This window comes from Virgibacillus tibetensis (genome assembly GCF_036026595.1).
Lineage (GTDB): Bacteria > Bacillota > Bacilli > Bacillales > Amphibacillaceae > Virgibacillus_P > Virgibacillus_P tibetensis.
In genome coordinates this window covers 389,712-414,922 of record NZ_JARZFX010000002.1, presented here as the reverse complement: position 1 = coordinate 414,922, position 25,211 = coordinate 389,712, and the positions used below count along the sequence as shown (strand labels likewise).

Annotated in this window: 23 protein-coding genes; 14 read left to right on the top strand and 9 right to left on the bottom strand. The window is 39.8% G+C overall.

Translation table 11 applies throughout. The annotated features are described in order from the left end of the window. The first annotated feature begins 29 nt into the window (after positions 1-29). The 8 genes from QGM71_RS06780 (at position 30) to QGM71_RS06745 (ending at position 9,277) form a co-directional block, all read left to right on the top strand. Entirely contained in the window at positions 30-794 is a 765-nt protein-coding gene (locus tag QGM71_RS06780) for an IclR family transcriptional regulator (RefSeq protein WP_327606767.1), read from the top strand. 21 nt (positions 795-815) lie between these two features. Continuing rightward, positions 816-1,736, top strand: coding sequence for an aminopeptidase (locus QGM71_RS06775; protein ID WP_327606766.1), 921 nt, complete (start codon positions 816-818; stop codon positions 1,734-1,736). 743 nt (positions 1,737-2,479) lie between these two features. Next, positions 2,480-2,974 (top strand): hypothetical protein, encoded by a 495-nt coding sequence (locus QGM71_RS06770; RefSeq protein ID WP_327606765.1) that lies wholly within the window; start codon positions 2,480-2,482, stop codon positions 2,972-2,974. 119 nt (positions 2,975-3,093) lie between these two features. Continuing rightward, positions 3,094-3,837 carry an IclR family transcriptional regulator gene (locus QGM71_RS06765; protein ID WP_327606764.1) on the top strand — a complete coding sequence of 248 codons (744 nt, stop codon included), beginning with the start codon at positions 3,094-3,096 and terminating at the stop codon, positions 3,835-3,837. Between the two features lie 318 nt (positions 3,838-4,155). Continuing rightward, positions 4,156-5,634: an alanine/glycine:cation symporter family protein gene (locus QGM71_RS06760; protein WP_327606763.1), complete on the top strand. Its 1,479-nt coding sequence runs from the start codon at positions 4,156-4,158 to the stop codon at positions 5,632-5,634. Positions 5,635-5,839: 205 nt separating this feature from the next. Beyond that, positions 5,840-6,601: a dimethylarginine dimethylaminohydrolase family protein gene (locus QGM71_RS06755; RefSeq protein ID WP_327606762.1), complete on the top strand. Its 762-nt coding sequence runs from the start codon at positions 5,840-5,842 to the stop codon at positions 6,599-6,601. Positions 6,602-6,722: 121 nt separating this feature from the next. Then, positions 6,723-7,595, top strand: coding sequence for a dimethylarginine dimethylaminohydrolase family protein (locus QGM71_RS06750; RefSeq protein ID WP_327606761.1), 873 nt, complete (start codon positions 6,723-6,725; stop codon positions 7,593-7,595). Positions 7,596-7,642: 47 nt separating this feature from the next. Continuing rightward, entirely contained in the window at positions 7,643-9,277 is a 1,635-nt protein-coding gene (locus QGM71_RS06745; protein ID WP_327606760.1) for a M20/M25/M40 family metallo-hydrolase, read from the top strand. 220 nt (positions 9,278-9,497) lie between these two features. On the opposite strand, the gene QGM71_RS06740 is transcribed toward QGM71_RS06745, so the two are convergent. The 7 genes from QGM71_RS06740 to pruA form a co-directional block, all read right to left on the bottom strand. Beyond that, positions 9,498-10,205: a GNAT family N-acetyltransferase gene (locus tag QGM71_RS06740; RefSeq protein WP_327606759.1), complete on the bottom strand. Its 708-nt coding sequence runs from the start codon at positions 10,203-10,205 to the stop codon at positions 9,498-9,500. 2 nt (positions 10,206-10,207) lie between these two features. Beyond that, on the bottom strand, positions 10,208-11,314 hold the full coding sequence (locus tag QGM71_RS06735) for a mandelate racemase/muconate lactonizing enzyme family protein (RefSeq protein WP_327606758.1): 1,107 nt from the start codon (positions 11,312-11,314) through the stop codon (positions 10,208-10,210). 34 nt (positions 11,315-11,348) lie between these two features. Next, positions 11,349-12,773, bottom strand: a complete 1,425-nt coding sequence (gene nhaC / locus QGM71_RS06730) for a Na+/H+ antiporter NhaC (protein ID WP_327606757.1) — start codon at positions 12,771-12,773, stop codon at positions 11,349-11,351. 307 nt (positions 12,774-13,080) lie between these two features. Continuing rightward, the gene (locus QGM71_RS06725; protein ID WP_327606756.1) at positions 13,081-13,335 is read right to left on the bottom strand and encodes a biotin/lipoyl-binding protein; all 255 of its coding nucleotides are present in this window, start codon (positions 13,333-13,335) and stop codon (positions 13,081-13,083) included. A 64-nt stretch (positions 13,336-13,399) separates the two neighbouring features. Further along, positions 13,400-14,668 (bottom strand): Glu/Leu/Phe/Val family dehydrogenase, encoded by a 1,269-nt coding sequence (locus QGM71_RS06720; RefSeq protein ID WP_327607053.1) that lies wholly within the window; start codon positions 14,666-14,668, stop codon positions 13,400-13,402. Between the two features lie 60 nt (positions 14,669-14,728). Further along, positions 14,729-15,934, bottom strand: a complete 1,206-nt coding sequence (locus tag QGM71_RS06715; RefSeq protein WP_327606755.1) for an ornithine--oxo-acid transaminase — start codon at positions 15,932-15,934, stop codon at positions 14,729-14,731. Between the two features lie 105 nt (positions 15,935-16,039). Further along, a complete protein-coding gene (pruA, locus tag QGM71_RS06710) occupies positions 16,040-17,587 on the bottom strand; it encodes an L-glutamate gamma-semialdehyde dehydrogenase (RefSeq protein WP_327606754.1) in 1,548 nt (515 codons plus the stop codon). 210 nt (positions 17,588-17,797) lie between these two features. Here pruA and QGM71_RS06705 point away from each other — a divergent pair, with 210 nt between their 5' ends. After that, on the top strand, positions 17,798-19,210 hold the full coding sequence (locus QGM71_RS06705) for a sigma-54 interaction domain-containing protein (RefSeq protein WP_327606753.1): 1,413 nt from the start codon (positions 17,798-17,800) through the stop codon (positions 19,208-19,210). Positions 19,211-19,816: 606 nt separating this feature from the next. On the opposite strand, the gene QGM71_RS06700 is transcribed toward QGM71_RS06705, so the two are convergent. Continuing rightward, on the bottom strand, positions 19,817-20,422 hold the full coding sequence (locus tag QGM71_RS06700) for a TetR/AcrR family transcriptional regulator (protein WP_327606752.1): 606 nt from the start codon (positions 20,420-20,422) through the stop codon (positions 19,817-19,819). A gap of 246 nt (positions 20,423-20,668) precedes the next feature. Here QGM71_RS06700 and QGM71_RS06695 point away from each other — a divergent pair, with 246 nt between their 5' ends. Further along, positions 20,669-21,400, top strand: coding sequence for a glucose 1-dehydrogenase (locus tag QGM71_RS06695; RefSeq protein ID WP_327606751.1), 732 nt, complete (start codon positions 20,669-20,671; stop codon positions 21,398-21,400). A gap of 48 nt (positions 21,401-21,448) precedes the next feature. Here the strand turns inward: QGM71_RS06695 and QGM71_RS06690 are convergent, their stop codons facing one another. Further along, positions 21,449-21,580, bottom strand: coding sequence for a hypothetical protein (locus QGM71_RS06690; RefSeq protein ID WP_327606750.1), 132 nt, complete (start codon positions 21,578-21,580; stop codon positions 21,449-21,451). Here QGM71_RS06690 and QGM71_RS06685 point away from each other — a divergent pair. The 4 genes from QGM71_RS06685 (at position 21,516) to QGM71_RS06670 (ending at position 25,210) form a co-directional block, all read left to right on the top strand. Next, entirely contained in the window at positions 21,516-22,016 is a 501-nt protein-coding gene (locus QGM71_RS06685) for a zinc-binding dehydrogenase (protein WP_327607052.1), read from the top strand. The genes QGM71_RS06690 and QGM71_RS06685 overlap by 65 nt on opposite strands. A 320-nt stretch (positions 22,017-22,336) precedes the next feature. After that, the gene (locus QGM71_RS06680) at positions 22,337-23,056 is read left to right on the top strand and encodes a (Fe-S)-binding protein (RefSeq protein WP_327606749.1); all 720 of its coding nucleotides are present in this window, start codon (positions 22,337-22,339) and stop codon (positions 23,054-23,056) included. Positions 23,057-23,071: 15 nt separating this feature from the next. Then, positions 23,072-24,505, top strand: coding sequence for a LutB/LldF family L-lactate oxidation iron-sulfur protein (locus QGM71_RS06675; RefSeq protein ID WP_327606748.1), 1,434 nt, complete (start codon positions 23,072-23,074; stop codon positions 24,503-24,505). A 3-nt stretch (positions 24,506-24,508) separates the two neighbouring features. Further along, entirely contained in the window at positions 24,509-25,210 is a 702-nt protein-coding gene (locus tag QGM71_RS06670) for a LutC/YkgG family protein (RefSeq protein ID WP_327606747.1), read from the top strand. The last annotated feature ends 1 nt before the right edge of the window (position 25,211 follow it).

Here is a 25,211-nt window from a genome sequence, read left to right as displayed (position 1 = left end):
GTGTTTATTATTTAGAATGGAGTTAATATATGTTAAAGACACTGAATTTGGCGATTGAGGTACTTAATAAATTTACGAGACAAAAGCCTGAATGGGGCGGCCGGGAACTGGCTAATGACTTAGAAATGAATCATACTAAAATCTATCGTATTTTAGAAACGCTGGATAATAATAATTTTCTCTCAAAGGATCCCGATACAAAAAGATACACACTTGGAATTGCTGTATGGGAACTTGGTATGATTAAATATGATGGACTTAATGTGAAGCAGCTGCTCCGTCCAATTTTGGAAGAGTTAAGCGAACAAACGGGTGAATCTGTATTCTTAACCATTTTGGATAAGGATGAAGCAGTTACTCTGGAAGTGGTCGAGCCTGCAAATAAAGTGAAGTTTACAGTGTCAGCTGGAAGCAGAGCACCACTTTATGTTGGTGCTTCCTACAGATCTATTTTAGCTTTTATGCCAGAAGAGGCTATAGAGGCGATACTTGATCCGAACCAGTTAAAAAAATACACGGAAAACACTTTGGTTGATAAGAAGGAACTGCAACTGGAGCTGGAAAGAATACGCAAGCAGGGCTGGGCAACTAGCAAGGGGGAGTATACAGCGGATGTAATTGCCTTTGCTGTTCCCTTATTTGACCATGAAGAAATTCTTGGGTCGATTACTGTTTCAGGTCCAACTTATAGGATGACTGAGGATAAAACTGAGGAATACCTGACACTGTTGAAAAAAGCAAGGGATCAAATGGCAGCAGTGATTACGAGATATCAATTGAAACTGAAATTATAATTAGTTTGTAAGGATGATTGGATGCAAAAATATATTCCCTTAGCAAAAACCGTTCTGTTAAAGAACTTAAATGTTAAAGCAGCAGAACAGGTGCTAATTGTAACAGATTCTGATCTAGCTAATATTGCACAGATTTTCTGCTATGCAGGCAGGGAACTTGGTAATGAAACGATGCTTGTCGAGATGGCTCCCCGGTCTAAATCGGGGGAAGAGCCACCTGAAGCTGTGAGTGAAGCGATGAAATCGTCAGAAGTGGTGTTGTGCATAACGAAGCATTCACTCACACATACGCAGGCACGAAAATCAGCATCCTCAGCTGGAGCGAGAGTTGCCACCATGCCGGGAATAACCCTTGACATGCTGGAAGAAGGTGCTATCACAGCTGACTATACAGAAGTTGAGAAACTGACAAAGAAATACTGTCAGGTGCTGGAACAGGGAGAACACGTGGAAATTGTAAAGGAAAATCTATCACTGTCTTTTTCTATTAAAGGCAGAAGCAGCATTCCGAGCGTCGGTGTTTTCCGCAATAAAGGGGAATCCGGGAATCTGCCGTCTGGTGAAAGCTATATTGCCCCGCTCGAGGACTCCGCCAATGGCAGGATAGTTATTGATGGAGCAATCTCGGGGATTGGTGTACTAGATGAGCCGGTAGAACTGACTGTTGAAAAAGGAAGACTCATCGCCGCCACTGGCGAGAATGGAAAAAGGCTACTGGAATTACTTGGTGAAGGAAAAGGCCGAACGATTGCGGAATTTGGTATCGGGACGAACAATAAAGCCCGTCTGACAGGAAATGTCCTCGAAGATGAAAAAGTGTTTGGCACCATCCATATCGCCTTCGGAAGCAACAAACCCTTTGGCGGCATCACCGAAGCAGGCGTCCACATTGACTGCGTCGTAAAATCCCCAACCGTATATATAGACCAGAAGCGGGTTTAGGTGCCTGTCACTTCCCGATTTTTGTCATATCCTGTCGAATGAGATGTCATGTTTATAGAAGCTGTTAGAATTACATTGCATGTACGAATATGCAAGAGTTCTAACAGCTTTTTTGTGGTATTTTTTGCGATTTATCCGGTTTCACTGTCCTGCGCGGAACCTCACTACTCCAATGATTTGTGAATTTGAATAGATGTGCTCAATCCGTTTTAATAGACTGCCTGCAGCAGATAGTCTAAGTTCACAGGAAAATTCCTCGAGCTGTTATTGCGGAGCGAGTAAGGTAAATAGACAGATTCAGATTCAGTAGTAGACCTTATTTCCCTTCAAACGGTTCGAATTTAAATTCCATACTTATAAATACTATTAACTTTTCATTTTTTACACGTGGAAAATTGCTTTTTCATATAGGATAGATCTACAGTTATTCATTTTTGCATTCTTTACAGTTGGTTAGTGATAGCCTATCTTATACCTACCAATGTATGCATTTTAAAATAGGTGCGTATTATGAATTAGGGGTGCCTGTCACACCCTGATTTTTGTCGAATTTTATTGGGTGGTGAGCTGGGCTTATAGAAGCTGGTGGAGCCTACTAGGACTCTTTAAATTTCATAAAACCTTCAATTACTGATTTTTTCCCCCTGGCAACAAACACTCAACTAAACATCAGAAATTTCATACAATTACCTATTAATCCTAAACCATGTGCATTATAATAAATAAAAAAAGGGGGAGTTTATGTGGATGGTGTGGAGGATCGCCAACACGCTTTTGCTCAAGTTCTTTACGTTTTAGGGTATATAGTAATTGGTCTTGGGGTTGTCAGCGGGATTATTGTCGGAACCGATGATAACCTGCAGTTTGCTTTTGGGGATGCGATTACTCTGGGATTAGCAATGGCTACTGTATTTAATTCCTTAGTGCTGGGAGCTATATTGCTGGGTATTTCAAAAGCGATTCAACTTAGCTATACAAATTATCTTCTATTAAATTCCAATCAAACAGAAGGAGAAGATACAGAGTCAGTCCACACCAAGCAAATACCAAAACCCGTAAAACAAGTACCGAGAAGCTCACAGGCGTTTGAGCAAGCGAAGGAATTCTTTGATAAGAAAAAAGAATCCATAGAAAAGATGGAATCTACTGAAGAAGAGGACATTTATCTTGTTACTCTAACTTCTAAGGACGAACCCTATAAAATTGATTTAAGTGGATTTAAACCAGAAATACTGTAGTGTTAAGTGCTGTTACTTCCCTGACTTATACATTCGACAAATATCGAGAAGTGACAGGCACCACTAGTCTGATATAATGTTGGTGTGGTTATTATTTTATATAAGAGAGTTGGTTTGGTATGCAATCCATTGATAGAGCGATGAACATTATACATATTCTTCTTTCTAAATCTCCGGAAAATAAGCTGTCTATTTCTGAATTGGCAAATGAAACTGATCTGCCTATAAGCACTTTGCATCGTATTTTACGAGCGATGATGAAACACCGGCTGATTGAGCAGGATCCGAGGACTAAATTTTACGGAATTGGCAGTATTTGGCTTGAGTATGGTTTGTTAATATACGACACAATTGATTATGTGAGTCAAACACGACCAGAACTGGAAAAGTTAATGAAGACGCTGGATGAGAGCGTGTACTTATATAAACCTATGGGGAATGAATCGTTAATTATTGAACGAATTGACAGTAGTAGTGGTGCAATTCGCGTATATGACAAAATAGGATCACGTATATCGATGCACATTGGAGCATCAAATCATGTAATGCTGGCATTTATGGAACAGCGGGAAATGGAAAAAATAGTCGGTTCGCTTATAGCACCATCGGAACAGGAAAAATTTATTAATTACTTAAACAGAATCAGGGAGAAAGGGTACGCTTTGAGTGAAAATGAGCTGACAGAAGGTACGACATCGGTTGCTGCACCAGTTACAAATCATCATGGAGAGGTGCAGGGAGCAGTTGGGATCCGCTTTGTCAATTTTAATTTGACGGAAGATCGAACGGATTTTTTAATCAAAAATGTATGCTTAGCTGCAAAAGAAATAAGTATCAAATTTGGTAATCAGCGACTTGAATAGAACTCTATGGGCGAACTACGGTTTGCCTTTTTTTATCCAAAATTTTAAACTCCCAGTTTTCCCCTCAAACCGCGCGTTAATTTACAGGAATTACCATTTACTTCAAAGTCAGCACTTCTATTCTTTAGGACAAACCTCTCAATTCATAAAATTCATTAATTAATTAAATTTTATTTTTAAAAAAATCAAAAAATTCTCTTGATGTTTTTGTGATATGTGATTATAATTAAAAAAACATTTTCTTTTAGAGGAATTTGTTTCCGTATAATGGAAAATAACAGAATCAATCAACAATAAAAATAGGAGGAGGTTAATTATATGGCATGGGTTGAATTTATTGTTTGGGAGGTATTATGGGGAATACCGCTAATCGTTACTATCTTGGTCGTTGGTCTGTTTTTAACAGTCCGATCCGGTTTTTTTCAAATTCTCCGCTTCCCGCTGATTATGAGGGAAAGCACGAAACACCTGAAAAAACCAAAAGGTGATAAGAAGGGTGAAGGGATACTAACTCCATTTGAGGCAATCAGTTTATCGATTGGTGCAACGGTTGGTGTGGGAAATATCGGTGGGGTTGCTGCGGCGATTGCCCTCGGTGGTCCTGGAGCTGTTTTTTGGATGTGGGTTGCGGGCATTATTGGAAAGCTGATTAAAATGACAGAGGTTACGCTTGCTGTCCATTACCGTTCTCGGGATAAAAATGGGGAGATTTACGGTGGTCCGACATATTACATCAGAAAAGGGTTATTTGAAGAAAAGAAACATAAAAAACTATATAAAGTACTGAACTTTATTTTTATCTTTGGTTTTGGTACAGGATTTATATTAACTGTTCAGAATTATACGGTATCAGAGGCTGTTGCCACTACATTTTCAATGAATCAGATTTTAGTTAGTGCGGTTTATACGATATTATTGTATATCTTAATTAGTGGCGGTCTTTCCGGTCTTGGTAAAATTGCCGCTAAAGTTGTACCGTTCATGATTATATTTTACATTCTGGCAGGTGTGTATATTATAGGAATTAATTTTGAATTACTTCCCGATGCATTTGCATTAATTTTTAACAGCGCTTTCAATCCAACCAGTGCAGTAGGTGGTTTTGCCGGAGCAGCAGTGGCGGCGGCTATTCGATTAGGAATGTCACGAGCTGTATTCAGTAACGAAGCAGGCTGGGGTTCTTCAGCAATGATCCATGCCTCTGCAAAAACAGACCATCCTGTACGTCAAGGATTATTAGGGGCTTTTGAAGTATTCGTAGACACCTTTATAATTTGCAGTATTACTTCACTTGTAATCATTATTACGAATACGTGGACCACAGGGCTCGATGGTGCCGAACTTACGCTGGCAGCTTTTGAAACTGGTATTGGTACGGCGGGACGAATGGTGATAGCGGTAGGTGTATTATTATTCGGGTTAACTACTTCATCTGGTATCTACGCGCAAATTGAAGTTATTCTCCGTTATTTATTAGGTAATTCACCATTAAAAGGTAGGATTTTAACGATTTATAAATGGTGTTATCCAATTCCGGGTTTTTTACTCGTATTAATTGCAGTATCAATAGGAATGCCAGGTACTGTTGTGTGGTTATTTGCAGATATGACGACAGCGTTACCGATTTTTGCAAACATTTTAGCCATCCTGCTGTTGAGTCCCAAATTTTTTGCTCTACTAAAAGATTTTAAAGCACGCCACCTGGGCATGGGTGTGGTTGATCCGAATTTTAAAGTTTTTTACGATGATGAGATAGACCCAGTTGAAACAGAAGATAAAAAAGAGAAGAAAATTTAAATCCGTATATTTCACGACCGCCAGTTAGTCAGCTGGCGGTTACAAAATAGTTTGACAGTTTATAACGTAAGTGATTATAATTGATTTACCTTTTCTTATTAACGGAATATAATTCCACAATACGGAAAATCACTTTATAACTGACGACATCGAATCGATGGTACAGTATTTTCAGATAAATAAAAACAGACATGGAGGAATTAAAATGTTTAAGCAAACCATTGTTAAAAAACCAGGAAGAAGCTACTTAAACGGATTAACAACTAGTGACCTAGGTGAACCTGTTTTCGATAAACTGCTCGTCCAGCACGAAGCATATATCGAAGCATTAAAAAAGTGTAATGTGGAGGTTAGAGAATTATCAGCGAGTGAAGAATTTCCTGATTCAACATTTGTGGAAGATACAGCGGTTGTAACACCTGAATTTGCGGTTGTTACCAATCCAGGAGCTAATTCACGGGCTGATGAAATTACAGAAATGGAGCCTGTTCTAAAAGAATTTTACAAGGATATCCGCTATATAAATGCTCCTGGTACGCTTGATGGTGGTGATGTACTACAGGTTGACGATCATTTCTACATTGGCATTTCAGAGCGCACAAATGAAGAAGGGGCAAAGCAGCTAAAGCAAATTCTTGAGAATTCTCAATATAAGGCAACAATTGTCCCATTAAAGGAATTTTTCCATTTAAAAACAGGAATTGCGTATCTTGGAGATAATCTGATCGTGGCAGCAGGAGAATTCATGAATCACCCGGATTTCAGTCAGTATGAAAAGATTATTATTCCGGATGAAGATGAATATTCAGCGAACTGCATTCGTGTGAATGATTTTGTCATTATCCCAGAAGGATATCCAGCTACTAAAAAGAAAATGAATGATGCGGGATATCAAACAATTGAAGTAGAAATGTCCGAATTTCAAAAGCATGATGGTGGATTGAGTTGTCTGTCATTGCGTTTCTAACCCTTTTTAAAGCAGAAGGTTAGTAAATAAATTTCTATTCCTTCTTATTCAGTTGGATAATTTGCTTACGTTGAAAATGATTTTTAGATGAAACTATTACTGAAGTGAAAGGTTGATAATGATGACCTATTGTAATTCAATGGTTGGTAAATTGGAGCATGTTATTGTAAAACATCCACGTGATGCATTTATTAGCCAAAATCATTTAAGAGAGAAATGGGAGGAATTCAATTATATTGAAGAGCCTGATTATGAAGAGGCCTTAAAGGAATATGAGCAGTTTTTGACTGTTTTGGGGGAACATGTTGATCAAATTGATTTCTTACCTGCAATCAGCACGACGGGACTTGATTCGTTATATGCTCATGATCCTGTGAAATTTACTAACGAGGGTGCCATCATTTTAAAGTCAGGGAAGAAATTAAGACAACCGGAAGCGGATGTCTATAAGCACTATTTGAAAAGAAAGAACATTCCAATCATCGGCGAACTATCAGGAGATGCAGTAGCGGACGGTGGAGATATTGTTTGGCTGGATGAACGGACTCTTGTGGTAGGACGCGGGTATCGGACAAATGATGAAGCTATCCGTCAATTAAAAGAGATGACAGCAGGATTGGTGGATGAATTTATCGTCGTTGCCCTTCCGCATGATAAGGGAGAAGAAGAGTGTTTGCACCTTATGTCATTCATCAGCATGGTTGATCAGAATCTGGCGGTTGTTTATTCCCCGTTAATGCCTGTATTTTTCCGCCAATTATTAATAGAACGGGGAATTAAGTTAATAGAAGTCAGCCAGAGAGAATACATGAATTTAGGCTGTAATGTATTAGCACTAGCACCACGCGTTTGTATGATAACTACTGGTAATGATGATATAAAATCACAGTTAGAGAAAGCTGGAGCTACTGTTTATGAGTATAAAGGAAATGAAATCTCCTATAAAGGAACCGGGGGGCCTACTTGTCTTACGTGCCCGGTTGTAAGAAAATAGATTTTGAATTAGACTGTTCTAACAGATTACTAATGAGGTGAATTTACATGTGTGAACAAAAATGGGGGACTCCGGATGCACTTCGTTCTTTGCTATCCGAAATTGTCAGCTGGAAAAGCATGACCCTGTCAGAAGGGGAACGTCAATTTCCGATGAAGTTGCAGGCTAAATTACAAGATTTGGCCTATTTTCAGGAATTTCCGGAAAGGCTTGCTCTACACGATGCTGATTTAAGGAGGCAATTCTTAACAGCGTTGTATAAGCATCCGGATGCAAAGGATACCATTTGTTTAATCAGCCATTTCGATACAGTAAATACAGAAGAATATGGAGACTTTGAAGCTTTGGCGACACAGCCTGAGGAGCTTACGAAGTTTTTACTTGAGAGGCAGGATGAATTGCCAAAGGATGTACTCAGCGATTTAAAATCAGGTGAATACTTATTTGGGCGCGGAACAATGGACATGAAAATGGGACTAGCCATGCATATGCATTTAATTGAAAAAGCTAGTATTGAAAACTGGCCAATTAACTTAGTCTTACTGACCGTTCCAGATGAGGAAATAAATTCTTCCGGTATGAGGTGCGCTGTTCCTGTACTGCTGGATTTGGCAGAGCAATTTGGTTTGTATTATAAAATATTTTTAAATAGTGAACCAGTTTTTACGCAAGAACCTAAGGATGAGAGTCATTATATTTATACAGGTACAATGGGTAAAATTATGCCTGCTGCCCTTTTTTATGGAAAAGAAACACATGCGGGGGAGCCTCTAAGTGGGATGACTTCCCCTTATATTGCTTCTTTTTTAACACAGGAAATGGAGTGGAACGATACTTTTCAGGAAACCGAGCTTGGTGAAACAACACCTCTTCCCGTAACATTACAGCAAAGGGATTTGAGGCTGGAATATTCCACACAAACACCTTACCGATCAGTGGCGCTCTATAATGTTTTTTTATTGAAGCAAAGCGCCTCTGAAATTTTTGACCTTTTTGAACGAACCGCTGATGTTGCAGCAGAAAAGTGTAATGAAGATTATCTTCGAGTGTGCCGTAAAAATAAAGTGGAACCTATCGGGAGTGTTAAAGTAATTCGCTATCATGATCTGCTTGACTATGCTAGAAACAAATTCGGGGCGGAATTTATTGAGACGGTTAAAGCGGATATTCAGTTTCGTGAAGATTGGGATGAGCGTGAGAAATCGTTGCGAATCGCTGATAAATTAATGATTCAATGCCAGGAATTGGCTCCTTCCATCGTCCTATTATTTGCTCCGCCATACTATCCTGCAGTCAATTCAACTGGGAATGAACTAGTTGAAGGATGCATTGAGTTTGTTATGGAAAGAGCGAAAGAAAAATATGGGCTTACGATGGAACGAATTCATTATTTTAACGGGCTGTGTGATTTGAGTTATGTGAATTATAGTGGATCAAGCGATGGGTGGACTGCGTTTGAAGAAAATACACCTGTTTGGAATGACAGCTACACCATTCCATTCGAAGGAATGCAAAAATTGAACGCACCCGTATTAAATATCGGACCATACGGAAAAGATGCACATAAACGAACCGAGCGGCTGCACATAAAAAACGCCTTTGAAGAAATACCCACACTATTAGAAGAGCTGATACTGGGGGTGCCTGTCACTCCCCGACATTTGGCAGATTTTGTCGAATAGCTTGCCAGTTTAGTTGTCAACTATATTTCGAGTAACTCCACTTTAGAATGTGTTTATGTCTATATACTTTTAAGAAGCATTAAATAAATCTGTGTATCAAAAAATCGTTGCACCAAGCATCCCGCTCAGTGTAACGATTTTTTGTTTTATTGGATATCTACCCCCTGTTAACTTAAGGGATAACTAATATTATTCGACAAAAACCGGGAATTGACAGGCACTAAGCACCGCCCACGTATTTAACGTGCCATTTACCGTCTTTTTCTTGAAGGGCTACTCCTTTGTAGCCTTGGTTAAGTAGTTTTACTTGTTCTTCGATGTTGTCCATGCTGATGGTTTGTTGTTCAGCAACATTTGGTGGCTTCCTATCTTCTGTAAAGTCCCGAAACAGGATATATCGCAGCTTTCCGTTATATTTCTCCTTCAGTTCAATAATCTCCATACCCAGTACGAGCTTGTCTTTGATGCTGGGTATATTGAGTGGCGCGACAGTGGTTGCTGCATAGTGAAAACGTTCCTTGTCAACATGTTCCATAACGAGTTCGCCCATGTACGTTTGCAGCCGATTACCACGGAAATCAGGGTGGACATTGGAAATTTCCGAATAGATCATTTTCCCGCGTTCATTTCTCGAAAGGCCTGCATCTATTCCCAGATGTTCGTCTTCATCGATTTCTGGAATGAGCATGGCCCGGAATGCGATCATTTTTTCATTGACGAAGACGCCTATCATAAAGCCATTCCCTGACAGGATATTCTGGTATTCTTTCTCACTCAATGGCTGGAGAAATGCAGGAACTTCCATTTTCTTGTCTACTAATTGCTGAAGATCCAGAATCTCAGGAATATCACTGACTTTCAGAAATCTGATGTCAAAAGGTTGTCCGGATACCTGAAGTTTTCCTGTTGTTATAATAGTATCACTCATTTTTACACCTTCTTTGAATAAGCGGTTAATTCTTTCAATACCGACTCATCAATATCAATTCCCAACCCCGGCTGTTCATTTAATTCAATAAATGGAACATCGTACGCCAGGTTACCGACGTCTTTTGAAAATTTCAATGGGCCAGTTAATTCCACACTTGTAATCGTCTTTTTGGAAAATGCTACATGGAATCCTGCTGCAGAGCCGATGGATGACTCGACCATCGAGCCGACCTGACAGTCAATTCCAGCCATTTCAGCCATTGCTGCCAGCTTTGCAGCAGGGTACATTCCACCACATTTCATCAGTTTTATATTTGCTTTATCTGCTGCTCGTTTAGCTATAATCTCACGCATTTCTTTAAAACCACGAAGACCTTCATCGACCATAATTGGCATGGCTGCTTTTACTTTAATCTCTGCCAAGGCATCGATGTCATCGGCTACAACTGGCTGTTCAAGCCAATCCAGTGCTACATTTTCCAGCTTATGTAAAGCATGTAATGTAGCTGCTGCTGATTTCCAGCCCTGGTTAACATCCACACGAATAGCAATTTTGTCTCCTACCCGTTTCTTTACTGCTTTGATGCGTTCGACATCTTCATCAACGTTGTAGCCGACTTTCATTTTAAAAGAAGTATATCCTTTGTTTACATGTTTTTCCGCATCGTCAGCCATCTTTTCCGGTGAATCAATACTCAAAACATGTGTGATCGGAAATTTTTTATGGTAACGACCTCCGAGTAAAACGTAGGCTGGAACCCCGAGTGCTTTTCCAACTGCATCATAGCAGGCAATATCGATAGCAGCCTTAGCGGTAGGTGCGCCATAAATAGCCTTGTCCATGACATCATGAATCCGTTCCATGTTCATCGGATTCTCGCCGATCATCTGTGGGGCAAGCGTTTTCGTTACTGTATGAAAGATACTATCTACTGTTTCGCCAGTAACATGTTCATCAGCTACACCCTCGCCATAACCGATTGTGCCGTCATCTGTTGTAAGTTTAACAATTACTGAGGACATCGTATCATAGGTTGCATAGCTGATTACAAATGGCTTGACCAATGGCAGTTCTATTGCAAATACTTCTATCGTAGTTATTTTCATTTGTACCCGTCCTCTGCATAAGTTTTCTGACCAATTAAGCTGTTTCTTCCTTTTCTGCTGTACCCGCTTCGTTTTTATCAATTTTTGCAATGGTAATACCTGTGAAAGCATAAAACAATGCAATCATTGGGACGGCAAGATTTAAAATAGCGTATGGCGCATAAGCAAAAGCGTGCACCCCTAATGTGCTGTAAATAAACACTCCACATGTATTCCATGGGATAAAGACAGAAGTCAGTGTGCCCCCATCTTCCAGTGACCTGGAAAGGTTTTTCGATTGCAGGCCTTTTTCCTTGTATACACTGGCAAACATTCTGGATGGCACGACAATGGAAATATATTGCTCTGAACAAGTTGCGTTCGTCAAAAAGCAAGCGCCTAGAGTTGATGCGATAAGCGATCCTGTAGTTTTGACTATTTTTAACAGCTGGTCCATCATTGCCCGCAGCATGCCGGAGTATTCCAGTATACCGCCGAATGTCATTGCTACAATAGTCATAGAAACAGTATACATCATAGACATGAGACCACCACGATTGAATAACTCAGATACCATCTCGTTTGATGTGTCAATAGCATACCCATTCTGTAATACATCAAGTGCGCTGGCGACAGAATCGCCCTGAACTATAATTTGGGCAAAGAAGCCCATAATTACCCCTACTGCTATTGCTGGAATGGCAGGTATTTTAAATGCGACCAGGACAATAACAAGTAATGGTACCAGTAAAAGATACGGAGAAATAACGAAATTTGCCTGCATGTCAGTGATTGTTTGCGAAATGCTTGCACTCTCAATCGAATCTTTTCCGAAATCTTTTCCTAAATAGGCAAAAACACTAAGAGCGATCAATAAACCAGGAACGGTAGTGAAAAGCATATGTTTGATATGCGTGAATAAATCCGTGTCTGTCAGTCCCGCTGCAAGGTTGGTGGTGTCGGATAGTGGAGACATTTTATCTCCGAAATAAGCTCCGGAAATGACAGCGCCTGCTACCATTGGTGCCGGGATACCCATACTAATGCCGATTCCCATGCCAGCAACACCAATTGTTCCCATTGTGGCCCATGAGCTTCCTACCGTCAATGCTACAATTCCACAAATGATTGTAATCGTTACCAAAAAAATAGACGGAGCAATCACTTTCAGTCCAAAATAGATCATCGTAGCAACGATACCTCCACCAATCCAGGCGCCTATTGTCAGACCAACCAGCATGATAATAAGTACTGCTGGAAGAGCGAGGCGAATACCGCGGAACATCATTTCTTCGATTTCTTTCCATTTATAACCTTGCTTCCAAGCTACCAGAGCAGCTGCACCTGTACCAATAATCAGCGGAATATGAGGTTCACCTTCATAAACGATGATTGTTAAGATCATTGCTGTAATCATAACCACTAGTGGCAATAATGCCCACCAGATATTGATTTTTCTATCTTCAATATTAATATTCATATTGTATCCCCCATCTAGGTTGTATCTAGTCGGTTAATAAAAAACGACACTTAATTTAAAAGAATGGTAAACGCTGGTTGTGCTGAGTATATCAGGAATGTAATAATCAGTTCTTTGTACAGAGGAGAATGGCTTTGATTTTCATCTAATATTCAGGCGTCATGGATGTATGCGGTCATCATGAGCATCGCGATAGCGGTACTTGGAACGGCAAATATCTTAAAACGAAGATGATAAAACGCTGAACTTCATTTGTTTATTAAAGTGATCTTGGTGAGGGGAGGTCATCCCCTCACCAATAAATCTACTAATCGCTCCCGGTAATTTCCAAATCATCTTTTAGAACAGCTAGAGCCGTATCAGGAGTTACGTATTGACCCTGTGAAATTTCCAGGGCAGTGATGTTTCCGCTGACACCTATGGATACTTCTATTTCCTTTTCTTCATTTGTCTTGATTAAAACTAACTTTTCCCATTCATACACATAAGACATCGGTTCAACAAAAATCTTTTCCACTGTACCACAGCAAGGACTGTAAACGGTTTGAAAAATATCCTTCACGATTTCACCTTTCCTTTTATAAAATTTTCATTTCCGTATAAACGAAATGGCTTTCATTTTGAAATTATACCCATCCTCTAAAACGGGATGCCTCAGCCATTTTTCGAATACCAACGATATAGGCAGCCAGACGCATATCTACCTGGTGTTTGTTAGAAGCTTCATAAACTTTCTCAAATGAATCTACTAAAATGATACGTAATTTCCTTAGAACTTCTTCTTCGGTCCAATAGTATCCTTGGTTGTTCTGTACCCACTCAAAGTAGGATACAGTTACCCCTCCAGAGCTCGCAAGTACATCAGGCACAAGTAATATGCCGCGTTTGGTTACTATTTTGGTAGCTTCTAAGGTAGTTGGGCCATTCGCTGCTTCTACAATTATTGACGCTTTAATATCCTTTGCATTTTCAATCGTAATTTGATTGGCGACAGCGGCAGGAATAAGAATGTCGCACTCTTGTTCAAGTAGCTCTTTGTTACTAATCGTGGTACTAAATAAGTTGGTAACCGTACCATAACTGTCACGACGATCAAGTAAATAATCAATATCCAGTCCATTTTGATCATAGAGTGCCCCATGAGCATCGGAAATTCCAACTACCTTTGCCCCAGCGTCATGCATGAATTTGGATAGGTAGCTGCCTGCATTACCAAAGCCCTGAATGATTATACGGGCTCCTTTTAATCCAATCCCTTTTTTCCTTGCTGCTTCTTCAACGCAAATCGTTACTCCTCTTGCTGTTGCAGTTTCACGACCGTGGGAACCACCAAGTACAATGGGCTTTCCTGTGATGAATCCTGGCGAATCAAATTCTCTAAGACTGCTGTATTCATCCATCATCCAAGCCATGATCTGCGAATTTGTAAATACATCTGGTGCTGGAATATCCTTCGTTGGCCCAACGATCTGACTGATTGCGCGTACATAACCGCGGCTTAAACCTTCCAGCTCGCGAAAGGACATCTCTCTTGGATCACAAATAATACCGCCTTTACCACCACCATAGGGAAGGTCAACGATACCACATTTTAAGCTCATCCACATGGCAAGCGCCTTTACTTCGGTTTCATTTACTTCCGGATGAAAACGTACGCCCCCTTTTGTAGGACCAACAGCATCATTATGCTGTGCACGATAGCCAGTGAAGACTTTAATTTTTCCGTCATCCATTCGGACAGGAATTCTTACAGTCAACATTCGTATCGGCTCTTTCAGGAGTTCATACACTTCTTCCGGATACCCCAGGTAATTCAAGGCTTCATTAATAATCGTTTGTGTAGAACTAAAGAGACCCAATGAATCGTTTTTAATCTTTTGCTGCTTTTGTTCCATTTCCAGAACTTCTGTCGTTCCCATTATTTGCACCTCGTCATAGAGTTATAGTAAAAAATACTAGTTAGATAAAACCCGTTGAATTTTTTCTATTGCCCAGTCCAGATCTTCCTGCTTGATGATCAGCGGGGGAGCAAAGCGAATGACATTTTCATGTGTTTCTTTACAGAGTAATCCCTCGGTTTTTAGTTTTTCGCAGTACGGGCGCGCATGCGTGTGTAATTCCACACCAACAAATAACCCTTTTCCGCGAACTTCCTTAATGATTGGGTTATCAATTTCTTTCAGCTTCTTTTGAAAATAATTACCAAGCTCAAGAGAGCGATCTGCTAGCTTTTCGTCTTGGATTACTTCCAAAGCGGCAATAGCTACAGCACTGGCGAGTGGGTTACCACCGAAAGTTGAACCATGTGAACCTGGATTAAATACACTTAAAACATTTTCGTCAGCAACAACACATGAAATTGGCATCACACCGCCTCCAAGTGCTTTTCCGAGAATAAACATGTCAGGCTTAACATCTTCCCAGTCACAGGCGAACATTTTCCCGGATCGGCCAAGTCCGGATTGAATTTCATCTGCAATAAACAGTACATTTTCATTTTTACAAACATCATATGCTTCTTTCAGGAAGCCTTCCGGAGGGATGATAATCCCAGCTTCACCCTGGATGGGCTCAAGTAAGAAACCAGCCGTATTCGGTGTAATTGCAGCTTTCAATGCTTCGATATCACCGTAAGGAATTACTTTAATACCTGGTAACATCGGCCCAAAGCCACGCTTGTTATCCGGATCAGAGGATAAAGAAACCGCTGTCATTGTCCTTCCATGGAAGTTGCCTTCACATGCGATGATCTCTGCTTGATTCTCAGCTACATTCTTTTGATCATATGCCCATCTTCTAGCAGCTTTTACTGCAGTTTCAACGGCTTCTGCGCCTGTATTCATTGGTAGTACCATATTTTTGCCGGTTATTTCGGAAACTTTTTGGTAAAAGGGTCCAAGCTGGTCATTGTGAAAAGCACGGGAAGTTAAGGTAACACGATCTGCCTGCTTCTTTAATGCTTCAATAATCTTCGGATGACGATGACCTTGGTTTACAGCCGAGTATGCACTTAGCATATCCATATATTGGTTGCCTTCCGGATCCTTTACCCAAGCGCCTTCTGCTTCTGAAATAACAATGGGAAGTGGGTGGTAATTAGGAGCCCCGTATTGTGTTGTTTGATCAATAATTTCATTCGTTTTCGTTGCTGCTGTTGTCATGTGTAATTCCTCCTTAAAAAATTTAGAAATAAATATGCGTTCACAGACTGAGCACGCGGATTCCCAAATGGGGTCCGCGCACAAGCCTGATTTACGCAACCTGTCTTAGTACATTTCAGATACTGTTCTTGCAAGCATGTGAAGTGTTAAATAATCAGGTCCACCTGCTTTGGAATCGGTTCCTGACATTTTGAATCCGCCAAATGGATGATACCCAACAATTGCACCTGTACAGTTACGGTTAAAATACAAGTTCCCAACGTGGAATTCCATGGTAGCCTGGTCGATATGATCACGATTATTCGTGATTACCGCACCAGTTAAGCCATACTCAGAGTTGTTAGCGATCTCCAGTGCATGGTCGAAGTCCCTGGCTTTAGCAAAAGCAACAACCGGACCGAAAATTTCTTCCTGCATGATTCGTGCATTTACATCTACATCAGCAAATATTGTTGGCTGAATGAAGTACCCTTTCGAATCATCACCAGTACCACCTGCAACGAGACGTCCTTCTTGTTTTCCAATTTCGATATAGTTCATAATCTTGTCATAGGCACCCTGATCAACAACTGGTCCCATATAAATGTCATTTGATTTCGCTTCTCCTACAGTAAGTTCATTCGTAAGTTTGATAACTTTCTCAAGAACTTCATCATACACTTCCTCAAGCACAACAGCGCGGGATCCTGCAGAACATTTTTGACCAGAAAATGCAAAAGCAGATACAACAATAGATTCTGCTGCTAGATCCAGGTCGGCATCTTTGTCAACAACGACTGTATCTTTTCCACCCATTTCAACAATCACGCGTTTTAAATGGTTCTGTTCTTTTTGTACTACTGCTGCACGCTCATACATTCTTGTTCCAACATCACGGGAACCAGTGAATGTAATTAATGATGTTTTAGGGTGATCCACAAGATAATCCCCAACTTCAGCACCACTTCCTGGAATGAAGTTTACTACGCCTTCAGGTACGCCAGCTTCTTGCAGAACTTCAACAAATTCAGCTGCAATAACTGGTGTTGCACTTGCAGGCTTCAATAATACTGTGTTACCCGTAACAAGGGGGGCTACAGTGGTACCGGCCATAATTGCAAACGCGAAGTTCCATGGTGAAATCGTTACTGTTACACCTGTTGGTGCATAGAAGTAGCGGTTAAATTCACCTGGGCGGCTGTTAATTTCTTTGCCTTTTTCCAGATCCAGCATCTGACGTGCATAATATTCCATAAAGTCAATTGCTTCTGCAGTATCAGCGTCTGCTTCTTTCCATGGCTTTCCGGCTTCTTTAATAAGTAAAGCGGAAAATTCATGTTTTCTGCGACGAACAATTTGAGCTGCACGCATCAAAATGTTGGCACGATCAATTGCCTTTGTATATTTCCATGTTTGAAATGCTTCATGTGCTGTTTGAATAGCTTTCTCCGCAATTTCCTGTGTTGCTTTTGAAACCGTCCCGACAACCTCTTCTTTATTAGCAGGATTTACAGAAACGATTTTCTCCTTTGTAGAGATCCGTTCCCCTCCAACGAGCAGGTCGTGATGTTTTCCAAGCTTGGATTCTACTTGCTTAAGCGCTGCTTCCATCGCTTTCTTGTTTTCTTCTACAGAAAAGTCTGTAAATGGTTCATGCGTGTATGGTGTTATCATAAATATCCCTCCAAAAATGTATTCACCTTTATATATGCAAAAAACGTGCCAACTTTTCAAAACATTATTAAATCAGCCTTTATTAAAAAAACAGAGGATCAGGTGCAAAAAATATTTGCGATATTTAATGGATGGTGTATGATAGATGCAATTAATCTTTGCACTATAACTCGTACTCTATTAAAATAATCTGAAAGAGGGGGATTTTTTATGAATAGTAATCCAACCAAAGATATCCTTTCACTCAGCGCAATGAATGAATTGTATAAAGATCTGCTCGATAAAGTTGATGTCGGCATTCACGTAATAAATGAAAAAGGGAAGACCATTATCTATAATAAAAAAATGATGGAAATCGAATCAATGGAAGGCGATGACGTATTAGACAAGAATCTATTGGATGTTTTTAAATTCCATGATAAACAAAACAGTACACTTGTCCAAGCGCTAAAGGAGGGGAAGAGCACGAAACACGTTAAACAAACGTATTTCAATAACAAGGGCAAGGAGATTACTACAATTAATGATTCCTTTCCTATCCTCAATGCTGGAAAAATCACAGGGGCTGTTGAGATAGCAAAGGATATAACGCAGCTGGAACATATAATTAAGGAAAATGTGCTCCGTAAGCAAAACACAAAATTCACATTTGATCAGATTATTGGAGAAAGTGATGTGATCCAGTCAGTCATTGAAGAATCAAAAAGAGCCACACGAACATCCTCATCTGTGCTGATAGTAGGTGAGACCGGTACAGGAAAAGAATTATTTGCTCAAAGTATACATAATGGAAGCAACCGGTCAGGTGCTTCTTTTATCTCGCAAAATTGTGCAGCGATACCAGACAGTTTAATGGAAAGTTTATTATTCGGTACGAAAAAAGGAGCATTTACCGGGGCAGTGGACAGACCAGGACTATTTGAACAGGCTGATGGGGGGACCTTGCTGCTGGATGAAATTAATTCGCTTGACCCCTCACTCCAGGCGAAGCTTTTACGCGTAATCCAAGAAAAAACGATTCGAAGAGTAGGGGATATGAAAGATAAAGAGGTAGATGTACGAATTATCGCCACCATTAATGAGGATCCAGTGGATGCGGTCGCCAATAATCGTTTACGAAAAGATTTATATTATCGACTCAGTGTCGTAACATTATTCATCCCGCCTCTACGCGAGCGGAAGAAAGACCTTTCGCTGCTTTCTCAACGTTTCATCGAAAAGTATAATGCTTTATTTCAAATGGATGTTAAGAAAATCAGTGAAGAAGCAATGCATATTCTTTACCAGCATGACTGGCCGGGGAATGTTAGAGAACTGGAGCATACAATAGAAGGAACGATGAACCTGATTATGGATGAAAAGATCATTTGTGTGCAGGACCTGCCTGTAATCTTCCGGAAAAAATACAAGATGAATGAGGGGTTGTATTCGCATAAGGGCATGCCAGCCATTGCTGAATCGGGAGGAGATTCCAGATCATTACGTGATAAGGTGGCAGAGGCGGAAAAGCATTATATTCGGCAGGTCCTTGAAGAAAATAATAACAACATCTCACACACTGCAAAAATCCTTGGCATCAGTAGACAAAGCCTCCAGTACCGAATGAAAAAATTCGGATTGTAGCTAAGGGTGGTGCTGAACTGGGAAAAGGTTTATACATGCAAGAAAGCGGACATTTATCAGATGTCCGCTTTTAACATATTACTTTGTAACAGTTTCAATTTCGTCTTTGAACCATCAAATCATAGCCCTGTATTAAAAACACATGAGAAAACTTTTCTTATGTGTTTTGTGTACGTTATATATTATTGGGTTACTTGCTCATAGTGACTAAAAAGTGCTTATTCAAATTCTCTCTTTTTAATGATTACGATCAATCATGTGGTTGGATTTATCTTGAATTTAAGCGGCGTGATTTTTGGAACTGGTATTTTGGAATATGCCTCTGCAGCGAAGAGGACGAATAGGTAGTTGGAGTGCCTGTCACTTCCTGCCATCTATCGATTTGAAAATATTAGATTAGCAGATATCAGAAGTTGTCGATTTTAAAAAGCGAATATTGTAATATTACTGTAAGGGCCCGCCGTCGTTAGACATTTTCCCCCAACCAGTAAAGGGGCAATATTGAACGTTTCAGTAGGCAGGTTAAGTTATTTCTAAGTAAGTAGTCAAGCTAGCAGTGTAGTAAAAGCGGAGAGATATAATTAATAGTTTTATAGATGTAATTATCTAAAAGTGTTTCGTTTCATAAATTTTAAGTGGATGGTAATTTATAATATTAATTAACTGTTTTGCCATATCTTGTGAGGGTGTTTTAAAGTCACTTTTTATCCAATTAATTATTAATCCCCAAACGCCATATGTTCGGTACGTAATAAAAAGTTCATTGTCTATATCTCCCTGTTGATTTGATAGGTGTACTATGTCTTGGTTGAAAAGTTCTGTAAGTGTTTGAATGAATTTCCCCTGGAATCCGGGTATCCCCTCAGAATCTTTCCATAGCATATAAAAATCTGCGTTGTCTTTAATGTAGTCAAATATTCTTACATTAGATGGAGTGAGACTATACGCATTTACAAACTTAGAATTTTTATAAGGATAGCGGAATGCGTTGATCAACTTGTCTAGCAATTCATCAACAAGTTGATCTTTAAGATCTTCCTTATCCTGATAGTGACGATAAAATGTTGCTCTATTATAATCTGCACTCGCAACTATGTCTTTAACAGTAATGCTGTTATATTCTTTGATTTTCATTAGATTGATTGCCGCTTTTTTAAGGTTTCGTTTAGTTCTGCGTATACGACGATCTACTTGAGAATTTTTAAGTTGCACGGACTTACCTCCTAGGATTTATTAGTCGTAAATAAACAGTTTCTTAGAATATGTTGCTTATGTATACAGTTTTTTAGAAACTGTGGATTGATGTTCATTTTCTCCGTATTATAATTAGGATAAGAATAAATACCTATTAACTTCTCTTTTAGTGTAAGCGAATACAGTTTACTTCGCAAATATTCTAATAATGAAGTTTGCTCTAATAAGAGAATTAATTAAATGATATTAAGGAGGAATGTTTAAATGGGTAGATTAGATGATAAAGTAGTCGTTATAACAGGTGGGGCAAGAGGATTGGGAGCAAGTCATGTTAGGAGATTGTCATCTGAAGGTGCTAAGGTTATTTTTACAGATATTCTAGAAGAAGATGGGAAAAATCTAGAGAATGAACTTGGAGAAAATGTAATATTTGTAAAGCATGATGTTACAAGTGCAGAAGACTGGAAAAATGTAGTTAGTAAAACGGAAAAAACCTTTGGACCGATTAATATTCTAGTAAATAATGCAGGTATCGACCTACCAGAGGTAAACCTGGAAGAAGCTACGGAAGAAAATTTCCGAAAAGTTATCGATGTGAACCAGGTATCTGTATTTCTAGGTATGAAATACGTTGTATCTTCTATGAAGAAAGCTGGAGGAGGATCTATTGTAAATATTTCTTCACTTGCGGGAATTATAGGAGCGAATAAGAAAATAGCTTATACTGCTTCCAAATTTGCTGTAAGAGGAATGACAAAAGCTGCTGCACTAGAACTTGGAGAGTATGGTATACGTGTCAACTCTGTTCATCCTGGATTTATAAAAACCGCAATGACTGAAGGACTCATAAATGATGATTTAATCAATGCTTTTCCATTAAAGAAGGCTGGAGAACCAGAAGAAGTCACTAACATGGTATTATATCTTGCCTCCGACGAGTCAAGTTACTCAACAGGTTCAGAATTTGTCATTGATGGTGGCTTGGGAGCTCAATAAATTTGACTGCATGGTATTCCCTGTTTTTCTTTTACTAGTTAACTAGTTTTAAAGAGCAGTAAGAAAAAGTGGATTAAAGGTTGGGGAATCTACAGCAATCTTTGGTGCAGGTCCGATTGGGCTTCTCTTACTATTATGTGCAAAAGCGGCTGGGGCATCAGAAACATTTGTCATTGACATATCGAAAGAACGCCTAGATAAAGCTAAAGAACTGGGTGCGACACACACCATCAATCCACTGAATGAGAATGTAGAAGAAAAAATTAGGGCTATTACAGGAAAAGGTGTTGAAGTTGCTTTTGAAGCTGCCGGAGCGCAGCCTACAGTTACAAGTGCATTGTCTGCTCTTAAAAAGAAAGGTACGCTATTAGTAGTTGCCGGATTTTCACAGGAAATTTCAATGGATCCAAATGCTTTGCTATTTAAGGAAGTAAATATTAATTTCAGCTTAGCCTACGCAAATGATTTTCCAGCAGTTATTAAATCAATTGCTGAAGGTAAACTTGAAGTTAAGCAGGTAATTACAAAACAAATTAAACTAGATGATCTTGTAGAAGGTGGTCTGGAATTGTTAACAGAAGATAAAAGCTACGCTAAGATTTTGGTTAGTCCCTAAACAGTTTAAAGTGATTAGGGATCTTAGGAGTGCGTTGTCTTTATGAGAAAGATAAAAAAAGAAATAATATAAACACTACATTGACGTAGTTAGAAATTTCAGATAAAATCAGGTCAACCATTGACCTGATTTTTTAAATACATAATAAAAAAATTCAGTTTATATCGACAGGTATTACAGGTTCTTCTACCAGTTCGGCTTGTACATAAAAATAGATTAGATACATATAAATGAGCTGAGGAAATACGTAAACTATTGAAACTTAAAGATAGTTCAGCATTGAGATAGATTATAAAATACGTATGAGAGAGTGATTGATCATGAAAGTGTCTTTATTTGTCACTTGTCTTGGTGAAATATTTTATCAGGATGCGGCTAGAGATGTAGTGGAGGTTCTAGAGAGACTTGGCTGTGACATTGACTTTCCGGGAGGACAGATTTGCTGCGGACAGCCAGCATACAACAGTGGATATCGAAAAGATGCTCAAAAGGCTGCAAAACAAATGATTACCACTTTTGCAGATTCGGAGTACATTGTAACCCCTTCTGGTTCCTGTGCAGCAATGTTCAAGGAATATCCGAATTTGTTTAAAGAGGACAATGAATGGCAGGAAAAAGCCCAGATTGTTGCAGATAAAACGTATGAGTTCACTCAATTTATTGTAACTGTTCTGGGAGTTGAAGATGTAGGAGCAGTCTACCCAGCGCGTGCTACTTACCATACCTCATGTCACATGCTCAGATTGCTGAAGGAGTCAGAGGCACCATTTAAACTTTTGAAAAATGTAAAAGGTCTTGAATTACTTCCACTTAAAAACAGCTATGACTGCTGTGGGTTTGGAGGTACATTTGCGTTGAAAATGGCACCGATTTCCGAACAAATGGTAGATGAAAAAGTCAGGCATGTTCAGGAGTCTACAGCTGAGGTGCTTATTGGTTCTGATAGCGGCTGCCTCATGAACATTGGGGGACGGATTGATCGCAGGGAACTTCCAATTAACGTAAAGCATATCGCTCAAATATTAAATACGCGTGCCTAAGGGAGGTATTTTTACATGCCAATGAAAATTGGAGAGAAGCAGTTCTTTGACCGGGTGGATGATGCATTGCAGGATGATTTTATGCTTACTGCGATGGCATCGGCCCAGGATAGATTGCGTGATAAAAAACTCGACGCAACCGAACGCGATGAAACGATTGGAGATTGGGAAGAATGGAGGAGTGCTGGGGAAGAAATTCGCAGGCACACCTTGGAGAATCTTGACTTTTATCTGGATCAATTAAGTGAGAATTTCGCTGCACGCGGTGGGCATGTGTATTTTGCCGAAACTGCGGAAGATGCAAACGCTTATATTCAGGAGGTTGCTAAGAAAAAGAATGCCAAAAATGTAACCAAATCAAAATCAATGGTTACAGAAGAAATTGGTTTGAATGAAGCTCTGGAAGAAGTCGGATGTAAGGTACATGAAACAGACCTTGCTGAATATATTTTACAGGTAGATGATAAGGATCGTCCTTCTCATATTGTTGTTCCATCCCTTCATAAAAATAAAGAACAGATCCGCGACACGTTTAAAACGAAGGTAGGCTATATGGGGACTGAGGAACCGCGGGAGTTAACAGCTTTTGCCCGAAGTCAGCTGCGAGAAGTGTTTATGGATGCGGATATAGGAATTACGGGTTGTAACTTTGCAATTGCTGAATCTGGCTCTCTATCGCTTGCGACCAACGAAGGCAACTTGAATATGGTTACAACTTTTCCGGATACACAGATAACGGTGATGGGTATGGAACGGCTGGTACCAACCTGGGAGGAAATGGACGTCTTAATTAATTTGCTAAGCAGAAGTGCCGTGGGTCAAAAAATAACTACCTATGTGACCAATTTGACTCCTGGTGTGGATGAAGATTGTGTTGACGCACCAAAAGAATTCCACCTTGTTATATTGGATGCTGGACGTTCGAAGGCGTTGGGTACGGAGTTTCAATCAGCTCTTCATTGTATCCGGTGTGCAGCTTGTGTAAATGTTTGTCCTGTCTACCGCCACATTGGCGGGCATGCCTATGGTTCTATTTACCAGGGACCAATTGGAGCTGTGCTATCCCCTATCCTTGGAGGCTACGAGGAATATGGAGAACTTCCCTTTGCATCCAGCTTATGTGCTGCCTGTACGGAAGCTTGTCCTGTAAAAATCCCACTTCATGAACAATTAATCAAACACCGGGAAAATTATGTAAAGGAAAAAGGGATGGCAAAAACGAGTGAGAAGGCAGCCATGAAAGCCTTTGGAATTGGTGCAAGCACCCCATCTTTATTTCAAATGGCTGTCAAAGGTGCACCGACATTTATGAAACCGTTCGTACGGGATGGAAGTATTTCTAAAGGACCTGGACCTATGAAATCCTGGACAGCGATCCGTGAATTTCCTGCACCGGGAAAAGCTAATTTTAGAAGTTGGTTCAAGGAACACCAAAAAGGGAGGCAGTAAACAATGGCCAAAGGCACAATTTATAATAAAGACCTTTTTTTAAATAAAATCGCTGACAAACTTGGACGTGAACGCAAAGGAGATGTCTCCCTGCCAACTTGGAAACACCAGCCCCAATGGGAGGTTTACAAAAATGAATCCATCGACGGACTAATGGCAGCTTTTCTGAAAAACAGTAAAGAAAGAAATGTTGATGTGTATGAAACCGATCAATCGGAGCTTTCTGAAACGTTAGAAAGGATTATCGAGACATACGGTGGTGGATCCATTGTTACTACAAAGGATAGTAGATTTTCAGCGTATGGACTTACTTCCGTATTTGATAAATCCGAGACCCGTATATGGGATACGTCAGTCGGGAAAGAAAATATTGAGAAAGCTAAACATGCGGACATAGGCGTATTTTTCAGCGATACGAGTTTGGCGGAATCCGGTACGATTGTTCAATTCAATGATAATGATATTGCTCGTTCCGTTAGTCTGTTGCCGATTACGTATATTGCTATTGTCCCGAAATCTACCATTGTCCCCCGAATGACGCAGGCTACTCACGAGATTCATAAACGTGTAGAGGCTGGTAAGGAAATTCCAACCTGTGTTAATTTCATATCCGGCCCAAGCAATAGTGCTGATATTGAAATGGATATCGTTGTTGGAGTACATGGACCGGTTAAGGCAGTGTATGTATTAGTAACCGATCGCTGAA